21 protein-coding genes and 1 pseudogene are annotated in these 18,743 nt (G+C 55.1%); 15 read left to right on the top strand and 7 right to left on the bottom strand.

What is annotated here, in order from left to right; translation table 11 throughout:
• The first annotated feature begins 26 nt into the window (after window positions 1-26).
• The 7 genes from E4656_RS12240 (at window position 27) to E4656_RS12210 (ending at window position 5,846) form a co-directional block, all read left to right on the top strand.
• Window positions 27-782 (top strand): penicillin-insensitive murein endopeptidase, encoded by a 756-nt coding sequence (locus tag E4656_RS12240; protein WP_240753976.1) that lies wholly within the window; start codon window positions 27-29, stop codon window positions 780-782.
• A gap of 154 nt (window positions 783-936) precedes the next feature.
• Window positions 937-1,374 carry a hypothetical protein gene (locus E4656_RS12235; protein WP_135483557.1) on the top strand — a complete coding sequence of 146 codons (438 nt, stop codon included), beginning with the start codon at window positions 937-939 and terminating at the stop codon, window positions 1,372-1,374.
• Entirely contained in the window at window positions 1,375-1,866 is a 492-nt protein-coding gene (locus tag E4656_RS12230) for a GNAT family N-acetyltransferase (RefSeq protein WP_205849193.1), read from the top strand.
• 35 nt (window positions 1,867-1,901) lie between these two features.
• Window positions 1,902-2,594, top strand: a complete 693-nt coding sequence (locus tag E4656_RS12225; protein ID WP_135483556.1) for a phytanoyl-CoA dioxygenase family protein — start codon at window positions 1,902-1,904, stop codon at window positions 2,592-2,594.
• 133 nt (window positions 2,595-2,727) lie between these two features.
• On the top strand, window positions 2,728-3,930 hold the full coding sequence (gene fic, locus E4656_RS12220) for a protein adenylyltransferase Fic (RefSeq protein WP_276605975.1): 1,203 nt from the start codon (window positions 2,728-2,730) through the stop codon (window positions 3,928-3,930).
• A 201-nt stretch (window positions 3,931-4,131) separates the two neighbouring features.
• Window positions 4,132-4,896 (top strand): AAA family ATPase, encoded by a 765-nt coding sequence (locus E4656_RS12215; protein WP_135483555.1) that lies wholly within the window; start codon window positions 4,132-4,134, stop codon window positions 4,894-4,896.
• A 104-nt stretch (window positions 4,897-5,000) separates the two neighbouring features.
• The gene (locus tag E4656_RS12210) at window positions 5,001-5,846 is read left to right on the top strand and encodes an alpha/beta fold hydrolase (protein ID WP_240753975.1); all 846 of its coding nucleotides are present in this window, start codon (window positions 5,001-5,003) and stop codon (window positions 5,844-5,846) included.
• A gap of 118 nt (window positions 5,847-5,964) precedes the next feature.
• On the opposite strand, the gene fghA is transcribed toward E4656_RS12210, so the two are convergent.
• The gene (gene fghA / locus E4656_RS12205; protein WP_135483554.1) at window positions 5,965-6,810 is read right to left on the bottom strand and encodes an S-formylglutathione hydrolase; all 846 of its coding nucleotides are present in this window, start codon (window positions 6,808-6,810) and stop codon (window positions 5,965-5,967) included.
• A 9-nt stretch (window positions 6,811-6,819) separates the two neighbouring features.
• Window positions 6,820-7,938: an S-(hydroxymethyl)glutathione dehydrogenase/class III alcohol dehydrogenase gene (locus tag E4656_RS12200; protein ID WP_135483553.1), complete on the bottom strand. Its 1,119-nt coding sequence runs from the start codon at window positions 7,936-7,938 to the stop codon at window positions 6,820-6,822.
• A gap of 169 nt (window positions 7,939-8,107) precedes the next feature.
• Between E4656_RS12200 and E4656_RS12195 the strand changes: the two genes are divergently transcribed.
• From E4656_RS12195 to E4656_RS12160, 8 genes and pseudogenes are all read left to right on the top strand, one after another.
• Window positions 8,108-8,800: a phytanoyl-CoA dioxygenase family protein gene (locus tag E4656_RS12195; RefSeq protein WP_135483552.1), complete on the top strand. Its 693-nt coding sequence runs from the start codon at window positions 8,108-8,110 to the stop codon at window positions 8,798-8,800.
• 74 nt (window positions 8,801-8,874) lie between these two features.
• On the top strand, window positions 8,875-9,270 hold the full coding sequence (locus E4656_RS12190; RefSeq protein WP_135483551.1) for a VOC family protein: 396 nt from the start codon (window positions 8,875-8,877) through the stop codon (window positions 9,268-9,270).
• Between the two features lie 103 nt (window positions 9,271-9,373).
• Window positions 9,374-9,634 carry a type II toxin-antitoxin system Phd/YefM family antitoxin gene (locus tag E4656_RS12185; protein WP_135483550.1) on the top strand — a complete coding sequence of 87 codons (261 nt, stop codon included), beginning with the start codon at window positions 9,374-9,376 and terminating at the stop codon, window positions 9,632-9,634.
• Window positions 9,621-9,890, top strand: coding sequence for a Txe/YoeB family addiction module toxin (locus tag E4656_RS12180; protein ID WP_135483549.1), 270 nt, complete (start codon window positions 9,621-9,623; stop codon window positions 9,888-9,890). Before E4656_RS12185 ends, E4656_RS12180 begins: the two co-directional genes overlap by 14 nt.
• 108 nt (window positions 9,891-9,998) lie before the next feature.
• Entirely contained in the window at window positions 9,999-10,622 is a 624-nt protein-coding gene (locus E4656_RS12175; RefSeq protein WP_135483548.1) for a helix-turn-helix domain-containing protein, read from the top strand.
• 21 nt (window positions 10,623-10,643) lie between these two features.
• A pseudogene (locus E4656_RS12170) lies at window positions 10,644-10,862 on the top strand (GyrI-like domain-containing protein); the annotation flags it as partial.
• A 95-nt stretch (window positions 10,863-10,957) separates the two neighbouring features.
• Window positions 10,958-11,455 (top strand): GyrI-like domain-containing protein, encoded by a 498-nt coding sequence (locus E4656_RS12165; protein WP_135483546.1) that lies wholly within the window; start codon window positions 10,958-10,960, stop codon window positions 11,453-11,455.
• Entirely contained in the window at window positions 11,445-11,891 is a 447-nt protein-coding gene (locus E4656_RS12160; protein ID WP_135483545.1) for a DUF1801 domain-containing protein, read from the top strand. Before E4656_RS12165 ends, E4656_RS12160 begins: the two co-directional genes overlap by 11 nt.
• A 61-nt stretch (window positions 11,892-11,952) precedes the next feature.
• On the opposite strand, the gene E4656_RS12155 is transcribed toward E4656_RS12160, so the two are convergent.
• The 5 genes from E4656_RS12155 to E4656_RS12135 are packed head-to-tail and all read right to left on the bottom strand — an operon-like array spanning window position 11,953 to window position 18,736.
• The gene (locus E4656_RS12155; protein ID WP_240753974.1) at window positions 11,953-12,648 is read right to left on the bottom strand and encodes an HAD family hydrolase; all 696 of its coding nucleotides are present in this window, start codon (window positions 12,646-12,648) and stop codon (window positions 11,953-11,955) included.
• A 10-nt stretch (window positions 12,649-12,658) separates the two neighbouring features.
• A complete protein-coding gene (locus E4656_RS12150; RefSeq protein ID WP_135483544.1) occupies window positions 12,659-13,600 on the bottom strand; it encodes a sugar kinase in 942 nt (313 codons plus the stop codon).
• Window positions 13,597-15,003: a glucuronate isomerase gene (gene uxaC / locus E4656_RS12145; protein ID WP_135483543.1), complete on the bottom strand. Its 1,407-nt coding sequence runs from the start codon at window positions 15,001-15,003 to the stop codon at window positions 13,597-13,599. The genes E4656_RS12150 and uxaC overlap by 4 nt, the downstream gene beginning before the upstream one ends.
• Window positions 15,000-16,364 carry a mannitol dehydrogenase family protein gene (locus E4656_RS12140; protein ID WP_135483542.1) on the bottom strand — a complete coding sequence of 455 codons (1,365 nt, stop codon included), beginning with the start codon at window positions 16,362-16,364 and terminating at the stop codon, window positions 15,000-15,002. The genes uxaC and E4656_RS12140 overlap by 4 nt, the downstream gene beginning before the upstream one ends.
• Window positions 16,361-18,736, bottom strand: coding sequence for a glycoside hydrolase family 31 protein (locus tag E4656_RS12135; RefSeq protein WP_135483541.1), 2,376 nt, complete (start codon window positions 18,734-18,736; stop codon window positions 16,361-16,363). Before E4656_RS12135 ends, E4656_RS12140 begins: the two co-directional genes overlap by 4 nt.
• Window positions 18,737-18,743: the final 7 nt, after the last annotated feature.

Genomic DNA, 18,743 nt, shown 5'->3' with positions numbered 1-18,743 from the left:
CGGGCTGACCCCATGGTTCCAATATCATGGTTACGCCTGCGTGGCTCCTTGCTGACCAATATCAATTTCCGATGAAGAACGTTCTTGCAATCACTGCCGTCTCCGCGCTATTGCTCTTCGGCTGCGCCTTCTGGGGGAATGACATTCTCCGCTTGCTCGAGTCGAGCACGCCAAGCACGAGCATAGGGCCCGTGAATGACGGCCGACTCATTCACGGAAAGCGTCTCCCGTCATCCGGGCCAAACTTCCAAACCTATTCACGGCTGGGTTCAACGCTTGGCAGAACGGCGGTCCACAGCCGAGTGCGCGACGCGATGCTCGCAGCATACGCAGAGCTTGAGCAAGGCACCCCTGGCGTTCAGTACGTTTATGGTGAAACAGGGTGGCCATGGGGCGGCCGCTTCAGACCACACCGAACACATCAGAACGGGCTCTCGGTAGACTTCATGGTACCGGTGACACACAACGGCGAGCCGATTGCGCTGCCAACAAGCCCCTTCAACAAGTTTGGTTATGCGTTGCAATTTGACAGCAACGGGCGCTCGGGTAATCTTCAGGTGGATTTTGATTCCATGGCAGCGCATCTGGATGTTATGGACCGCGTAGCCAGGGAGCATGGGCTGCGGATAGATCTGGTGGTCTTTGCTCCAGACCTGCAAGAACGCTTATTCGAAAGCGATCCTGGCAGTACGCTCCAGAGCCGCCTGCGATTCAACGTCAATCCGTCATGGGTACGGCACGATGACCACTACCATGTGGACTTCGCGATGGTGGACGACTAGAGGGGCGCTGGCTCTGGACAAGGGAGTGCTGGCAGAGTCACGTTTTCGCAGAAATGATGTTCCAATGTACCGGCCCACCAGAAGGTGCTATATATCCAACTAATCAAGTCATGATCGAACCCTGTGTGAATTCATAGTCCTTGAGGATGAGAATATGAAAGGAATCAAGGTTTTACTGCTGTCACTGTTTCTTGTGGGCTGTGCGACTGTTGCACCCATCAGCCAGGAAGATTTGCTGGCAGAGGGATTCGGGCAGTTCGAACAAGGATTCTACGCATTCTATGTCCCTTCACGTGGGGCGGTGCCTGATTCAATGACAATCTCGTCTTATAGAGTTCAGGGCACATCTCGCACAGCATCTGATCTTCATGGCGCCTTCCAGCTTGGCCACTCCAATGATTTTGGCATTGTTGTCGGTGGTTCCAACAGCGAGCTGACAACACTTGTAGTCGAGCATGCCCTTGATCTGGAAGAAGAAGGGGATCGCCTGGCCGGGCTGGAGGTTCTGGTAGTTGGCCCACGCGAACTGACCCCGGACATCATTGAAAAAGCCACGTCTCGTGGCATCAGCATTATCTTGTCGGCCGAGTGAATGGAGCAGGTTCTCACCCAGCCGATCGGGCTGAAGCACGTTATGAAAGTCGAAATCCGGACAGCTCTCGAAACCGACATGGCAGATATCCAGTTGTGCGCACAGCTTGCGTATACAAGGTACGTTCAGCGTATGGGTAAAGAGCCTGCGCCCATGCATGCTGACTTTGCCAGACAGATAGCCCAGGGCTGTGTAGACGTCGCGATAAGCGAATCACGTGTGGTCGGCTACGTGGTGAGCTACCCGGAGGACAGCAAGTTTAGCCTTGAGAGCGTTGCCGTGCTGCCAGAGTACAGCGGTCGGGGTATTGGCAAGCGCTTGATTGAGCACGTCGAAAACACCGCCAAGAATACAGGATGTGAAACCGTAGAGCTCTACACCAATGAAGCGATGGTGGAAAATATATCAATGTATCCGAAAATGGGGTACGTCGAGGTGAGCCGTAGGCGCGAAGACGGTTTCAACCGAGTGTTTTTCAGAAAGCAGTTATAGATATAGACTGCAGCAAAACAAAAGCGAGCCGAGCAATGACACCAGAGCAACAACGATGGTTTCAAGAGCAAGGTTTTCTCTATATGCCGGGCGCTGTCGGCAAGAATGTGGTTCAGCCCTTCAAGACCCATGTGCTCAATGAACTGAAAAGGCTGAATATCTGGTCGGCGGGAAGAGCGCAGTCCAAAAAGCTGCAAGGTGTACCGGTTTTTCAGCAAACTGCCAGATTGGGCCAGTTGATAAGTCACCCAGACCTGAATGAGAAGCTCATTTCAAAGGAGCTTCATTCTGCCATGTGTGTGTTGGCTGACTCACCTTTGTCAGGCCAGGGTACCCAGTTGCTCATTTCATTGCCTCATAAAGTCGAATGGACTCTGGAGGGATTGAACTGGCATCGTGATGTTTCACAATCTCAGTTGAAGGGCATTCCAGGAGTTCAAGCTTTCATCCTTCTGGACAAGGTATCCCCCAAAGGTGGGGCCACGTTGGCGCTGGCTGGCTCACATCGACTGAAAAACCAGTCCCAAGCAAAGCAAGGTATCTCCATGCTCACGGGCCACGGCAACAACCACAGTACGAAGGTGGGAGGTATCGAGCTTTCAATAACAGAGATGGCAGGCGGCCCAGGAGATGTCTATTTGATGGATATGCGCCTGTTACACACGCCGTCGGTCAATTCAACCAGGAACGTGCGCATAATGGCCACCAATCGGTACTTCATTGTATAGTGATTTGCATGGACAATAGCCACCACCACTATAAGCAAGAAGCGGTGCATTGATTCGGCCCAAGCGGATAAAGGCTGCTGATTGAGGATATGGACGCACCTGGAAGGCTTCTGGGCTAGAAGAGTCGAAATTTGTGAACTATTTCGACATAGAACCTTGCTATGTCGATGCAATCGACATAGGCTGCTCTCAGAACCCATCTATGTCGAAAAATCAATGGAATTTGTACATGAACTGGTGTCCAGATCAACCTTACAACCAGTTACCCGCCCTGCCGCCAGTTCAGGAAGCCATGGAAACAGTGGGCATTTTAAAGGCCTGCATCCCGGCACGGGCCGCGCTGGCCGAACTGAAGCAGGCGGGAAAGCTCATACCCGATCAGGCTTTGCTGATCAACCTGTTGCCCTTGCTGGAAGCCAGGGACAGCTCCGAAATCGAAAACATTGTCACCACGACGGACAAACTGTTTCAGTATGCGCAGGAAGTCAAAGGGGCGGATCCCGCCACCAAGGAAGCCCTTCGCTACCGTACCGCCCTTTATGAAGGCTTTCTCCAGCTTCAACGCCGGCCCTTGTCCGCGAATACAGCGATAGAGGTCTGCAGTACGCTAAAAGGCGTGGAAATGGACGTTCGAAAGGTGCCCGGAACCATCATAGGCAACCAGGATACCGGCGAGACGGTTTACACGCCGCCAAACGGTGAAGGCGTCATTCGGGACCTGCTCGGTAATTGGGAGCAGTTTCTGCACACCGAGGATGATATCGACCCGCTGATCAAGATGGCGGTCAGTCATTACCAGTTTGAAGCCATCCACCCCTTCCATGATGGCAACGGCCGCGCCGGGCGGATCATGAATGTGCTCTACCTGATCGAGCAACAGCTTTTGACGCTGCCGATCCTGTACCTCAGCCGGTATATCGTGGCCCACAAGAACGACTATTATCGCCTGCTGACCCAGGTTACCCGCACCGGCGAATGGGAACAATGGATTATCTTCATGCTCAAAGGCGTGGCGCAGGTATCTTCCTGGACCTGCAACAAGATCGCTGCCATGCGAACACTTATGGGCATGACAGAGGCCCACGTCAAGCAGCAGCTTCCGAAAATATACAGCCATGAGCTGATACAGGTCATTTTTGAGCAGCCCTACTGCCGAATCGGCAATCTGGTCGACAAGGGCATCGCCAAGCGACAGACGGCTTCTGTGTACCTCAAGCAACTGGTTGAGGTGGGCGTCCTGCAGGAGAAGACTGCGGGCAATGAAAAGCTGTTTCTGAATCCTCGCTTGCTGCAGCTCATGAGCAACGACAGCAACGACCTGCCCAGCTTCCAGTGAGTTTGGCGTCATTGAGACGCGTAACTGTACATGCATACAGTTTCTTTGTATCGTACTGACACTGAAGCAAACGCTCAATGTTCAGAGGTGATACATGATCAAGGGAAGCTGCTGCTGGGGCCGCAGAGATCGAGCCGCCTTGAGATCAGCGACAGTGCATCGCTCCCCTCAGCTCAGAGCAGACGCGCGAGTGGCTGAGATATGAATCCGTTGCCCTATCTGAAGTCCATTGAACTCAAGCGAAATGATATAGACTCTTTCGCCGACTATCCGTTTTCCATACCTTCAATCAAGGAGCTGGATCTGGTCGAATTCGGAGAAGGAGTAACGATATTCGTTGGCGAAAACGGGAGCGGAAAGTCGACCCTGCTGGAAGCAATTGCCATCGGCATGGGGTTCAATGCCGAAGGTGGCTCCAAGAATATCAGCTTTGGCACGCGTGATACCCACTCTGATCTGCACAGATTCCTGAGGTTTTCGAGATCATACAGCAAGCACAGAGATGGCTATTTTCTGCGCGCTGAAAGCTTCTACAATGTCGCCACAAAGATCGATGAACTGGATGAAGCGCCCAGTTATGAAAGCGTCTACACGCCACCCATAAAAGACAATTACGGCGGATTGTCACTACATCAACAATCCCATGGCGAGTCATTTCTGACGTTGCTGATCGAGCGCTTCTCCGGCAGAGGCCTGTACATACTGGATGAGCCGGAATCCGCTTTGTCGCCCACTCGGCAGTTGGCTGTTTTGAGTCGCATGCGCCAATTGGTCAAGAGACAGTCGCAGTTCATCATCGCAACCCATTCACCGATCCTCATGGCCTACCCGGGCGCTTCGATCTACCTCATAGATTCCACCGGCATCAATCCGATCAAGTATGAGGATACCGAGCACTATGAGGTGACGAAGGCCTTTTTGAACAACCCCGAGCCCATGTTGAAAGAGCTGTTTGGAGAAGACTAGGTCGACGAGTGACAGCAGACAGTGCTGTGTTCAATTGTCGGCTATGGAATCCGCCATAAAATGGGCCAAGTATGGTCTATATTGGCTTACTCAAGGAGACGCTCATGAGCACAATTCAGGAGGATCGGATTATGGATTCATGGGAACTGCCAGAGGTTTTTGATTATCAGGGCCGATCTGTCCGCTATGGCATTGTCGGGGATGGCCCGCCCCTTGTCTGCGTTCATGGTACGCCGTGGTCATCCTTCAATCTGCGTCATTTGATTGGAAAGCTGTCAGAGCACTACACGGTTTATTTCCATGATCTTCTCGGGTACGGGCAGTCCAGCAAGCAGCCTGGTGATGTATCGCTGGGTATCCAGAACGAGGTTCTGAATCAGCTGCTTGATCACTGGGGGCTGGAGAACCCGATTATCGTGGGTCATGACTTTGGTGGTGCCACAAGCCTGCGGACTCACCTGCTGAATGGCCGTCGATTCGAGAAGATGGTCCTGATCGACCCGGTGGCGATAGCGCCCTGGGGGTCGCCTTTTTTCCGGCACGTAAATGAGCACGAGGCAGCATTTTCCGGTATTCCGGACTATATTCATGAAGCGATAGTTCGTGCCTACGTGCAGACGGCTGCTTTCAGGGAACTGGATGAACAGACACTCGAAGGCATTGTCAGGCCCTGGACCGGCGAAGAGGGTAAGCCCGCGTTTTACCGGCAGATTGCCCAGGCAAACCAGCGCTATACCGATGAGGTGCAGAGGTTGTATGCCCAGGTGTCAGTGCCGGTATTGATTCTATGGGGACGGGAAGACTCCTGGGTTCCTCTGGCCAAGGGGCAGGAACTCGAGAGCCTGATACCCGGCTCAACCCTGCGGGTGGTTGATGACGCCGGCCATCTGGTTATAGAGGAAAAGCCGACCGAGCTGTTCGATGAGATGCTGTCTTTTCTCCGCACCTAGTTTCACTCGACAGCCCATCTATACGAGAAGAATAGGCCAGCCCCCATTCTTCGGGCGGCGTAAGCCCGCTGTCTGCGGGCCCGAGAATACCGGCAAGATGCACTGACTGCTGTCAGCCTCAAGGCAGCAGATAACGGGCATGAAAGCGCAAGTGCTCTTCAATAAATGTGGCAACGAAGTAGTAGCTGTGGTCATAGCCGGGCTGCATGCGCAGTTCCAGTGCCGAGCCGCTCACCGTGCCGGCCGCTTGCAGGGTATCGGGTTTCAGTTGCTCGGCCAGGAACTGGTCGGCATCGCCCTGATCTACCAGTATCGGCACGGCCGCTTTCCGCTTTGCCAGCAGCATCGAGGCATCATAGTCCTGCCACTGGCTTTCATCGTTGCCCAGATAGCCCGCCAATGCCTTGCGACCCCAGGGGCAGTTGACCGGGTTGCAGATGGGCGCAAAGGCAGAGACCGAGCGGTAGCGGTACGGCTCGCGCAAGGCCATGACCAGGGCACCATGCCCCCCCATGGAGTGGCCGAATATCGCACGTTGCGTCGAGATGGGCAGATCCGCTTCTGCCAGAGCCGGGAGTTCCCGGCTGATGTAATCGTACATCTGGTAGTGATCCTGGTAAGGCGCCTGGGTGGCATTGACATAAAAGCCGGCTCCCAGGCCAAAGTCGTACGCCCCTTCCGGGTCATCCGGCACGCCCTCCCCGCGCGGACTGGTATCCGGTATGACCAGGGCCAGCCCCAGCTCTGCTGCCACACGCTGGGCCCCGGACTTGGCGGAAAAGTTTTCGTCCGTGCAGGTGAGGCCCGACAGCCAGTACAGCGCCGGCACCGGTTGCTGCTCACTCTGCGGCGGCAGGTAGACGGAGAACTGCATGCGGCAGTTCAGTACTGCGGAATCGTGCGCGTAGCGGATCTGACGGCCGGCAAACAGGCGTTGATCGCTGATTTTCTCCAGAGTGTGCATGCAGTCCTCTCAGAAATGAATGACGGTACGGATGGATTTGCCCTCGTGCATCAGGTCAAAGGCCTCATTAATGCGCTCCAGCGGCAGGGTATGCGTGATGAAGGTATCCAGTTCGAACTCCCCGGCCAGATAGCGCTCGACATAGTCCGGCAATTCGGAGCGCCCTTTCACGCCACCAAACGCCGTACCCCGCCAGACCCGGCCGGTCACCAACTGGAAAGGACGGGTGGAAATTTCCTGACCGGCACCCGCGACCCCGATAATCACCGATTCACCCCAGCCCTTGTGACAGCACTCCAGCGCTGAGCGCATCACATGCACATTGCCGATGCACTCGAAGGAGAAGTCGACGCCGCCGTCGGTCATCTCGATGACCACGTCCTGAATCGGTTTGTCATGGTCACTGGGGTTGACCACATCGGTAGCGCCCAGTTGTGTGGCAATGGGGAACTTGCTCTCGTTGATATCGATGGCGATGATGCGGCTGGCCCCGGCCATGACGGCACCAATGATGGCCGACAGACCGATGCCGCCCAGACCAAACACCGCCACGGTATCACCCGGCTGGACTTTGGCGGTGTTCATGACGGCACCCATGCCGGTGGTCACGCCACAGCCCAGCAGGCAGACCTTTTCCAGCGGTGCGCTCTTGTTGATCTTGGCCAGTGAGATTTCCGGCAGCACCGTGTACTCGGAAAAGGTCGACGTGCCCATATAGTGATACAGCGGCTTGCCGTCCTTGGAAAAACGGCTGGTACCGTCCGGCATTACACCCTTGCCCTGCGTGGCTCGAATGGCCTGACACAGGTTGGTCTTGCCGGACAGACAGAACTTGCACTGGCCGCACTCCGGGGTGTAGAGCGGTATCACATGATCACCCACGGCAACGGAGGTGACGCCGTCACCAACGGCTTCCACAATGCCCCCGCCTTCATGGCCGAGGATCACCGGAAACAGCCCTTCCGGATCATCACCCGACAGCGTATAGGCATCCGTATGGCAGACACCGCTGGCCACGATCCGCACCAGGACTTCGCCCTGCTGTGGCGGCATCAGATCCACTTCTTCAATCGACAACGGCTGGCCTGGGCCCCAGGCCACGGCGGCACGAGTCTTGATGGGCTGCATGGGTTGCTCCTCGCGTGACGAATGACAGACTACCAAGCATAGGCCATTTTGCCTGCTGCAGTTGCCCGATTGCGCCGACGGATTGCTCAATCAATGCGGGTGGTGCTCGCAGCACCCAAGCTACAACGACCCGTCCAGCACGCCCAAAAAGACAAAAGCGAGCCGACCAATGACACCAGAGCAACACCGATGGTTTCAAGAGCAAGGTTTTCTCTATATGCCGGGCGCTGTCGGCAAGAATGTGGTTCAGCCCTTCAAGACCCATGTGCTCAATGAACTGAAAAGGCTGAATATCTGGTCGGCGGGAAGAGCGCAGTCCAAAAAGCTGCAAGGTGTACCGGTTTTTCAGCAAACTGCCAGATTGGGCCAGTTGATAAGTCACCCAGACCTGAATGAGAAGCTCATTTCAAAGGAGCTTCATTCTGCCATGTGTGTGTTGGCTGACTCACCTTTGTCAGGCCAGGGTACCCAGTTGCTCATTTCATTGCCTCATAAAGTCGAATGGACTCTGGAGGGATTGAACTGGCATCGTGATGTTTCACAATCTCAGTTGAAGGGCATTCCAGGAGTTCAAGCTTTCATCCTTCTGGACAAGGTATCCCCCAAAGGTGGGGCCACGTTGGCGCTGGCTGGCTCACATCGACTGAAAAACCAGTCCCAAGCAAAGCAAGGTATCTCCATGCTCACGGGCCACGGCAACAACCACAGTACGAAGGTGGGAGGTATCGAGCTTTCAATAACAGAGATGGCAGGCGGCCCAGGAGATGTCTATTTGATGGATATGCGCCTGTTACACACGCCGTCGGTCAATTCAACCAGGAACGTGCGCATAATGGCCACCAATCGGTACTTCATTGTATAGTGATTTGCATGGACCAATAGCACCCCACAAAGCTGAGTTAGACATCCTCTCAACCCCACTGCAGGAGAAACTCAATGAAAAACAACCCAGTGGTTCATTTCGAGATTTACGTGCAGGACATGGAGCGCGCCAAAACGTTCTATGAGGCTGTGCTTGGAGCCGGGCTCGAGCATATGCCCAATCCGACGCCTGAGACAGAGATGGATATGTGGATCTTTCCCTTCGACCAAGAGACCGGAATGAGCAGCTACGGTGCAGGCGGCATGCTGGTCAAGATGGAAGGCTTTGCTCCCGGCGGTAGCGGCACTCTGGTCTATTTTGGCTGTGATGACTGTGCAGTGCAGGCCAGTCGAGCCGCAGAAAATGGTGGCAGTGTAGTACAGGAAAAGACATCCATCGGTGAACACGGCTTCTGCGCACTTGTTAAGGATACTGAAGGCAATCTCATTGGGTTTCATTCGGACAACTAGTGTCTGACCACAGCATCCGGCGGGCAGAAAAACATGTCTTATATACTGTACAGATTGTCTGTCTGGGCTATACTTGTACAATGACATGTACAAGAGGTGTTTCATGAAAATAGTTTCTTTCACGGAAGCTCGCAATGGCCTTAAAGCGGTTCTTGACGGCGTGGTCAACGATGCCGATACCACGGTGATTACACGGCGCGACTCTGAGGATGCCGTGGTGATGTCTCTTGAATATTACAATAGCCTTATGGAGACGGTTCATCTGTTGCGCTCCCCCGCCAATGCTCAGCACCTGAATGAGTCAATTGCACAATACAGGGCTGGAAAGGTCGTCGAGCATGAGTTGATAGATGAAGACGAGTAGTCGGTTGCTCTGCTGGACTGACGAGTCATGGAATAACTATATCTATTGGCCAAGTCAGGACAAAAAGACTCTGAAGCGCATCAACAGGTTAATCGCTGACGTGAAGCGATCTCCGTTCGAGGGTATTGGCAAACCGGAGCCGCTTAAAGAGAACCTGGCTGGGTTCTGGTCGCGGCGCATCGACGAGACCAACCGCCTGGTCTATGCAGTGGATGACTCCTCCGTCACGATAATCTCCTGCAGGTACCACTATTGAAGCCGGTTATCTGCCGCTGTGCGGTGCTCCGAACACACATCGGCGTTGAAACACAAAGGTTCCTTTAACCGATCCCTTTGCCAAACCGGCCTGCAACGGGAGCCGAAGATGGACTACATCGAAAAGATCGAACGCGCTATCCAGTACATGGAGCAGAACCTCACGCAGCCGATCACCGTGCAGGACGTATCGGAGCAGATCTTCAGTTCCAAGTGGCACTTTCAGCGGATTTTCAGGTCGATGACTGGGAGTTCGCTCTATTCCTACATTCGCCGGCGACGCCTCTCGGAGGCCGCGCGCGAGTTGCTGACAACCCGGCACAAAGTCATCGACGTGGCGTTCAAGTATCAGTATGAAACCCCCGAGAGCTTTCTGCGCGAGTTCAAGCGGGAGTTCGGGGCCGTGCCCTCGGACTATCGCCGGCTGAACCAGCACCTCCACTTTGACCGCATCAACATGGCCACTGACAGCAGGCGCCCCTACTACGAGGCACATGGCATCACCTGGCAAAAGGTAGTACGCAAGGAGATGCACTTTGTCGGCAGGCGATACCGCACCACCATGCAGCAGGAGCGCAGTTACACCGACATCCCTGCATTCTGGGCCGAGGCAACGCGCAGCAACCGCTTCGATCTCATTCCCTCCCCGCTGCAATACGGCACCGCCAATGGCATCTACACCGGGTGGGACCTCGAGGAGAATTTCGATTTTCTGGTGGGTGCCTTTACCTAGCCCGGCACTACCTCACCCGAAGGCTACGTCAGCCATACCCTGCCCGCCGGGGACTATATGCAGTTCACCCTACCCGGCAACACCACGGAGCGGATTGTCGCCGGGTGGAAGTACATCTACGGACGCTGGTTTGCGGAAACCGGCTACGAGCACGGCGATAGCGATGACTTCGACCACTTCGATGAACGCTTCCACGGCCCGGGTGGGCCCGTATCGGAGATCTATATCTCCATCAAGTAGCGCTGCTCGACGCGGCCGAAACAGCACATAGGGTCAAGTTCTCGAACCCACTGGTGAATACCCTTCCTCTACGACTCGAAACAGGAGAGGAACGGATGAACTACCCCATTGTGGCTCGAGAAAGCATGTTGATTGCCGGCATTGATGTGTTCACATCCAACGAACAGGAGTTCAGCGGTGAAGGAAAGATCCCTGCGCTCTGGAGCCGCTTCTTTTCCGAGGACATCCTGGCGCAGATACCCAACCGGGTAGATGACGTCACCCTGGTCGCAGCCTATACCGATATAGAATCCGATGAGAACGGGCGCTATCGCTTTGTGATCGGAACCGAAGTGAGCACCTTCGAAGGCATCCCGGAAGCGTTCTTCCGGGGGGAGATTCCTGCTGCAACCTATGCCGAGTTCACCACAGAGCAGGGCCCGTTCTCGAAAGTCGGCCTGGCCTGCTGGCAGAGAATCTGGGCCGACGATACACTCAAGGCACGACGACGCTATGACACGGATCTGGAAATTTACGACCTGCGAAACATGGCCCCGGAAAGCGTTCAGTTCAAGATCTGCGTGGGCGTAGCCGGAGGCACGGATGACGCGTAACCCGGACACATTGGCCGACAAGGCACAGGCCGACACAGCGGCGCTGGAGAAAATCAACGCCTGCCCGCATGAGGCGCGCACTGCCCTGCTCCACCTGCGCGAACTGATCTTCGAAACAGCCGCAGAGAGCGCAGAGGTCACCGGGTTCAGGGAGACTCTGAAATGGGGCCAGCCAAGTTATGTGACGAGCTCCGGCAGTACGATGCGTATCCACTGGCAGCCGGATACCCCTGACCGGTGCTACCTGTACTGCCACTGCCAGACCCGGCTGGTCGAGACTTTCAGGGAACTCTACCGGGACCTGTTCGAGTTTGAGGGGAATCGGGCCATAGTCCTGCCGATCAGCGGCGAGATGCCAGTTGGCCCACTGAAGCACTGCATTTCAATGGCGCTGCAGTATCACCGCGTGAAGCACCTGCCGATGCTGGGGGCGTGAGGCAAGGGAGAAGGATGACTCGGTATCGATCTGACAGGCCCAGGTTTGCAAGATCGTCCCTTCAAACTGGATCAAACAGCAATTCCTTCAGGGCTTTCCGCACTGATATGGAGTTTTCGTCTGCCCATTCCTGCCACCCGTTGACCTCAGTCCAGTCACTGAGGAAGACGAAGTCGAGGCCAGCGAACATCGCGGCCTCATAGTCATATTTGCTATCACCTATTAGCAAGCCTGAGCGTTTGAATGGCCCGTCACCCAATGCGTGCTCCAAGATTTCAATCTTGGTTCTGGGGCTGCCATAAATGCCGCCATCGAAAAGATCTGCCAGCCCTCGCACGGCAAATATTTCCCTGAGCTCGTCCTGGTCTCCGGCGGATACGATCAACCATTTGGCATTGGGTGCCTGGTCACGGAGCTGTTGCAGGCCGGGCGCCACTTCGCACGTCATCAGCCCTTCACGAGCACCATCAGCATAGCGTTTCAGAAGCGACTCAAATGAAGGGCCAGTACGGCCAGGTGCGGCAACAGGTACTATTTCGTCAAGAAAATGCGCAAACTTCTTGTAGCGAGACATCCCGCCGTTTGAGGTGTGATATTCCACCAGTCTGCGAGCCGCGGTTTCGCCATACGGCAACGCAGCCTGATAAAAGGCTTCGGTCTTTATCTTGTTCGAGTTGAGTACCACACCGTCACAGTCAAAAACATGGATTTGATAGTCTCGAAAGTACATCATTTCTCCCTGTTTGGGTGTTTTCACAGGGTTGTCATTACACCAACGACCCGCTCCAACTGGATGTTCGGACCTCGGACATTGGCATCAAGGCCCCCTCAGTATTGATTACCTGCGCAGAGAGGGAGATGGCATTTTTGATCGCTTGCTCTTGCGAGTGCCCCAGAGCTACCGAGGCCAGATAAGCACCGTTGAAGCTGTCACCGGCGCCGGTAGAGTCTTTTGGTCGAGCAACATCCGATATTGGCATCACATGAATATTGTCGCTCCGGCAATAGGTAACCGGCTGGCTGCTGTTTTTGACCACAACTTCCCTGATGCCGAGGTCCCGGTATCTGATGCAGGTATCTGCAGGACTGGCATCTCCGAACAGGTCGCGCTCGTCATCAAAGCTTGGCAAAACAGTGGTACTTAACCCCGCAAATTTTTCAAGCCACTCACGACTGGTCTTTTTGTTCTCCCAGAGTTTTGGCCTGAAGTTCGGATCGAAGGAAATTTCACCACCCTGCGACAGAAAGTCCTGCAGTATGCCCATTAGCGTTCCCCTGTCCTGAGGTGACAGGATGGCAATGGAAATACCGGACAAGAACAGGTTGTCGGCTTTTTTTATTGCCGCTTTCAGCCAGTCAGGGTCGTCCACCAACTGTCGCGCCGCTGAGCTGTCCCGCCAATACGAGAAACTGCGCTCTCCTTCCTGAAGTGCAATCAAATAGAGCCCGCAGGCCTTTCCCGATACGTATCGTATGGACGTTGTATCGATGCCGTGATCCTGAATGAATGCTGTCATCTCACTGGACAATGGGTCGTCCCCAAGGGCTGTCACATAGCCAACTGTCCAGTCACCTGGAAGACAGGCCCGCAGATACCAGGCGGTATTCAGTGTGTCACCGGCGAACCCCCGCTTGTACAACGAGCCTTCTACCGGGGCGAGCTCCACCATGGTCTCTCCCAACGTCAAAAATGAGTTCGAGGTTTTCATGAGATGAACCAACGACGCGCATTGTGATAACAGATATCGGCGATCATGCCATCAAGGAGCTCATGGTCATTCGGTGCCAGACCCTCTGAAACCCAGCGGCCGACGATGCGACAGAGCAATCGTCTGAAATACTCATGGCGTGGAAAAGACAGAAATGATCGGCTGTCCGTCAACATGCCAGTGAATGTAGACAGCAACCCCATTTGGGCCAGATGGTTCATCTGGTTTTCCATGCCATCGATCTGGTCATTGAACCACCACGCTGTGCCGGCCTGCACTTTGCCTGCAATGCCATCGCCTTGGAAATTACCCGCTGTGGTGACAATGATCGGGTTCTTGCTCGGATCCAGTGCATAGAGAATGGTGCGAGGCAGCTGGTTGGTCCGATCCATACGGTTCAGCAATCGATTCAACGGCTCGGCGAAGGGTTTGTCCTGAATGGAGTCGGCACCGGCATCAGCGCCCACGTCCTCAAACAGTCGAGTTCTGTTGTTGCGAAGCGGGCCGATGTGCAACTGCATGACGAGGTCGGCACGCGCGTAGGCTCGGCCAAGCTCTTGCAATACTGCCATGCGAAAGCTTTCTGCTTCTCTCGGCGCCACTACCTTGCCACTGCGGCCCTTTTCCAGAATGGCATCAAGCTGATGTGCACTCAGTTCGTCGGCCGGGCCCAGCTCGCCAATGCCATGGTCTGCAGCACGACAACCGTGCTCTATAAAGTGTTCCAGCCGATTCAGCAGGGCACCAACCAGCCCTTCAAACGTTTGGGTCGACTGTCCGGTCAGGGTTTCGAGCTTTTCAATGTAGGTACTGAAATCCGCCCCTTCTATCGCCAGCGCGCGATCCGGACGAAAGGTCGGGACCATCAGAAGCCCATCCTGCTTTTGCGCGGCAAACGTCTGGTGGTGTTCAAGGCTGTCGAGTGGATCATCGGTCGTGCCAATAAGCTCGACCTTCATCTTCTCCAACAGACCCTGGGCTCGAAAATCTGGCTGGCTCAGCTTTTCCTGAGTGGTTTCCCAGATACCCTCTGCTGTATCCTTGCTTATCAGCCTGCCCTCTTCTCCAAAGTAGCGCCAGAGTTCAAGGTGGCTCCAATGGTACATGGGGTTGCCGAGGGTTTTGGGCAGAATCTCGGCGAACGCCAGAAATTTTTCCTTGTCTGTTGCAGAGCCGGTGATGTGAGACTCGGGAACACCCGCCCAGCGCATCACTCTCCATTTGTAATGGTCATGGCTGAGCCATAGATCCCCCAGGTTGTCCCAGGAGCGGTTCTGAGCCACTTCCTCCGGAGGCAAGTGGTTGTGGTAGTCGATGATCGGCAGGTCCGAAGCGACGTCGTGATACAGGCGTTGCGCAGCCTCGGTGTCCAGCAGGAAGTCAGAGTGAAGAAAATTGGTCATAGGGATGCCTTCCGGTTCAATGTTTCAGAAATGGCGCCTTTTGCACCGAGCGTCCGAATTCTTGTGTAGGCGTTTGTTACCCCGGCACGGAAGCTGGGGTTGTCCGCCAGGGCCGGGGGGAAAACGGAATCCAGGCCTACAAGGGCTTCCATGAATCCCTGCTCACCAGTTGTCTCTGCAAGTGCCTCGAGGTCCTGCTCAAGAGGGTCGGACAGGGGCAGGGTTTCCTGGTTGTCATCCCGCCCCAGTAGCCAGACACCCCATGCCGCGACGGCCAGGGCCGATAGTTGCCAATCCCTTTGGGCGTCAATATTGGCCGCTATCGACTCCAGCAATCGCTGGGGAAGCTTCTGACTGGTGTCGGTCGCAATCTGTTCCGTGCGATGCTTGAGTTCCGAGTTGCTGAACCTTTCAAGCAAGCGCTGGGCATATGCCGGCAGATCAGCACCGGGCAGTGCAGGCAGGGTGGGTGCCGACTCGAGCAACATCAACCGATGAACGGCATCTGAAAAAACCGGGTCGGCCATACAGGCATCAATCGTTCGGTGGCCGGAGATCCGCCCCAGCAGAGCCAAAAAGGTATGGCTCCCATTCAGCATTCTCAGTTTCATCGATTCCCACGGACGAATATCATCTACCCACTGTACACCGGCCAATTCCAGAGGCGGCCTGGCGTCGAGGAAGTTGTCTTCTACCACCCATTGGAAAAATGGTTCACAGATTACGCCGTTGGAGTCTCTCTTGCCCAACAAGGCCTCCAGCTTGTTGTGGCTCTCTGCCGTCATGGCAGGCACGATCCGATCGACCATGGAAGATGGGAAGCGACACTCTTTCTCGATCCAGCCAGCCAGTTCCGAGTCGTCGGCGGACGCTTTATCCAACACCGCCTGCCGAGTCAGTTCGCCGTTTTCTGAAAGGTTGTCGCATGACAGAATGGTCAGCCCCGCTTCTCCATTCTGCTTGCGTTTTGATAGACCGCTGCACAATGCCGTCATGGCGGGGCCGTCTCTATAGCCCTTCTCGGTGATGGTCAATGTAATCAGTGACAACTCGGGTGACGCTATCAGGTCGTTCAGTGCGTCTTTTCCGTCGCGTGCGGGGTGACAGGTGCCAACGACTGCTTTTACCGTCTGCACCGCTGTGCCCGAGTCATCGACTTCCGCCACGTTATATTCGAATCCGGCTTGTTCCAGAGCATCCAGTTGGTCGGCACCGGAGTTCAGGCGGGCGACCACTGCACCCCAATCAGAGGCGCCTTCCTTGTTGCTTCGATCCAGCGCAGCCATTGTGTGCGCCCGCGCGAAAGCGCCAAAACCAATGTGCAACCAGCGTGGCTTCAACTGCGTGCTACCTTCGTTCATGAGCCCTCCCTGACCGTTATCAGCCCGCCCTTCTTGATCAATTGACCTTTGCAGCTCAATGGCCTGCGCTCGCCAGCGGGCAGAGATACCTTGAGTTGGGAGAACGGAAATGGCATGTCGCCAGTATGGGTCAGGTTGAGTTCCAGGCCTTGATCATCCCCGCTGAGCTGCAATTCCGTGATGCACTGTGGTCCGTCTCGAGACTCGCCATCGTCATCAAAGATCATTGAGGTGCTTGAAAACGACCCGGGTGCCGGGAACAGCATTAGTGTCCGACCAACTTCAGCCTCCGGCGTCGCTTTTTCTGCCTCATCGGCCAGGGGCAGGATCGACCCTGCTCGCACGAATAACGGCATGTCTTCCAGTGATACCGATTGTTCAACCCGAGTGCCCGGGCTGTGCCATTGACCGGTCCAGAAATCCCACCAGCCCGAGCCATTGTCCGGCAGGTAGACAACACGCGTAATCGCCCCTTCCTCGACCACCGAGGCTACCAGCAGATCCCTCCCCAACAGGAAGTCGTCGGTGTCATCGTAGGTCCGCGGGTCACTTTCATGGTCCAGAAACGTCGGTCGCAGTATGGGTTCCTTGTGGTTCACCGCCTGCCAGAGACAGGTATAGAGATACGGCAACAGACGATAGCGGAATCGGATGGCAGCTCGTATCTCCCGGACGACACCGGGATGCGTCCACGGCTCGGTGACTGACCCGTCATCATTCCAGCTGTGAATGGTGAATCTGGGATGGAATATGCCGTTCTGGACCCAGCGCAGCAAAAGTTCCGGTCCTGGTTGCGGGCCCGCAAATCCCCCGACGTCATGCCCAATGTTGTAGATGCCGGAAAGAGACAGACCCAGCCCCATGCGGATGTTCCAGCGCAGGCTTTCCCAGTTGGTTCTGTTGTCACCGGTCCAGGTCTGTGCGAACTGTTGCAGGCCAGCGCATCCCGAACGTGTAACCAGATACGGCCTGGTTTGGGGGCTGTAGTGTGACTGTGCCTCCCAGGAGGCATGGACCATCAACAATGAATGCAGCGGGCGTATCAGACCGACCTCGATCTCGTTTCCAAAACCGTGGCAGCGAGCGCCATGATCCCAGACTTCAAATTCGTTGTTGTCATTCCAGGTGGAAGTAATGCCTTGATCCAGCAACGCATGAGTCACATTGTCTTGCCACCAGGCAAGTGTGTCGGGATTGGTGAAGTCGAGATGAGACCCTTCGTCGTCCCAGAAGCTGGAAAGCTCCGGGTTGTCAGACTCACTGTCCTTGATGAAGAGGTTTCTCTGAGCCACTTCCTGATAATGAGGATGATTTCTCAGCAAACAGGGTTTTATGTTGGCAATCAGTCTTACGCCGGCATCATTGAACTGTCCGGTCAGCTTTACCGGATCAGGGATCTTTTCCCTGTTCCAGGTAAACACATAGCGTTTATCCTCAATCGAGGTGTAGCCTGATGACAGATGGAAGCTGTCGCAGGGAATCCCTTCTTCTTCCAGCTTCTGCAAGAAGCCGATGAGTTGATTCTGTGCGTCGGGCGCATCCGTGTAAGCCATCGTCGAACCCGAATAGCCCAGAGACCAGCGAGGTGGCAACGCCATACCGCCAGTCAATTCGAGCTGACTTTTGACAAGGTCGAGGATTCGTGGGGACCACCGGAAGTAGTAATCCAGATCACCATCATCAGCAGTGAATGAGCGATAAGGCGCGTGGTAGTTGTCCAGCTCCCGCCCGATGTCCAAGACACAGGTGTTCAACGTGTCGTAAAAGATACTGAAGCTGCCAACAGACTCGGTTTGGGTAATGGTAAAGGGCAGGTGTTTATAGAGCGGGTCGGTATGCTCTGCGTCATAGCCCATGGCGTCCAGGCTGCGCATCTCGAAGCGCCGCTTCGACCGTTCCAGCTTCCCGGCTTTCTCGCCCAGTCCATATACCCTTTCTTTGGACTGTCGGCGGAGAAAGTGGGAATGGGCATGCGTGCGAACCCCCAGCATGTAGGCGCCGGTTGGTCTGTCTTCTGTGACCAGCGCCCAGCCTCTTTCCGTTCGTGCTTCCCAGGTAAACTGCAATGGCTGCGTAATGGTAAGCCGCAATGAACCTGTTTCAATCTGCAACTGGTTCTCTGACTGCGTCAGGCGGTATGAAGGGCAGCTGAAACCTGCAACTGAATCACGTGAACGGCCCTGCGGGAAGGTTTGACCATCAGGGTTGATTGTCCATGAGCGGTCAAGGCGCCAGGTGCCGTCTTTTAGTAGCCGCACACGGAACAGCGTGTCTGCCAGAATGTTGATGCAGACCAGATGGCGATCTTCCACTCTCAGGTAGACTGTCGTGTCATCGTTCTTTTCAAGGTTCCAGTTCTTTAACGTTTTCATTGTGAAT

The organism is Natronospirillum operosum, from assembly GCF_004768465.1.
GTDB classification, from domain to species: domain Bacteria; phylum Pseudomonadota; class Gammaproteobacteria; order Pseudomonadales; family Natronospirillaceae; genus Natronospirillum; species Natronospirillum operosum.
Note: the sequence above shows the minus strand (reverse complement) of the source record. Positions and strands in the feature narration are given on the sequence as shown.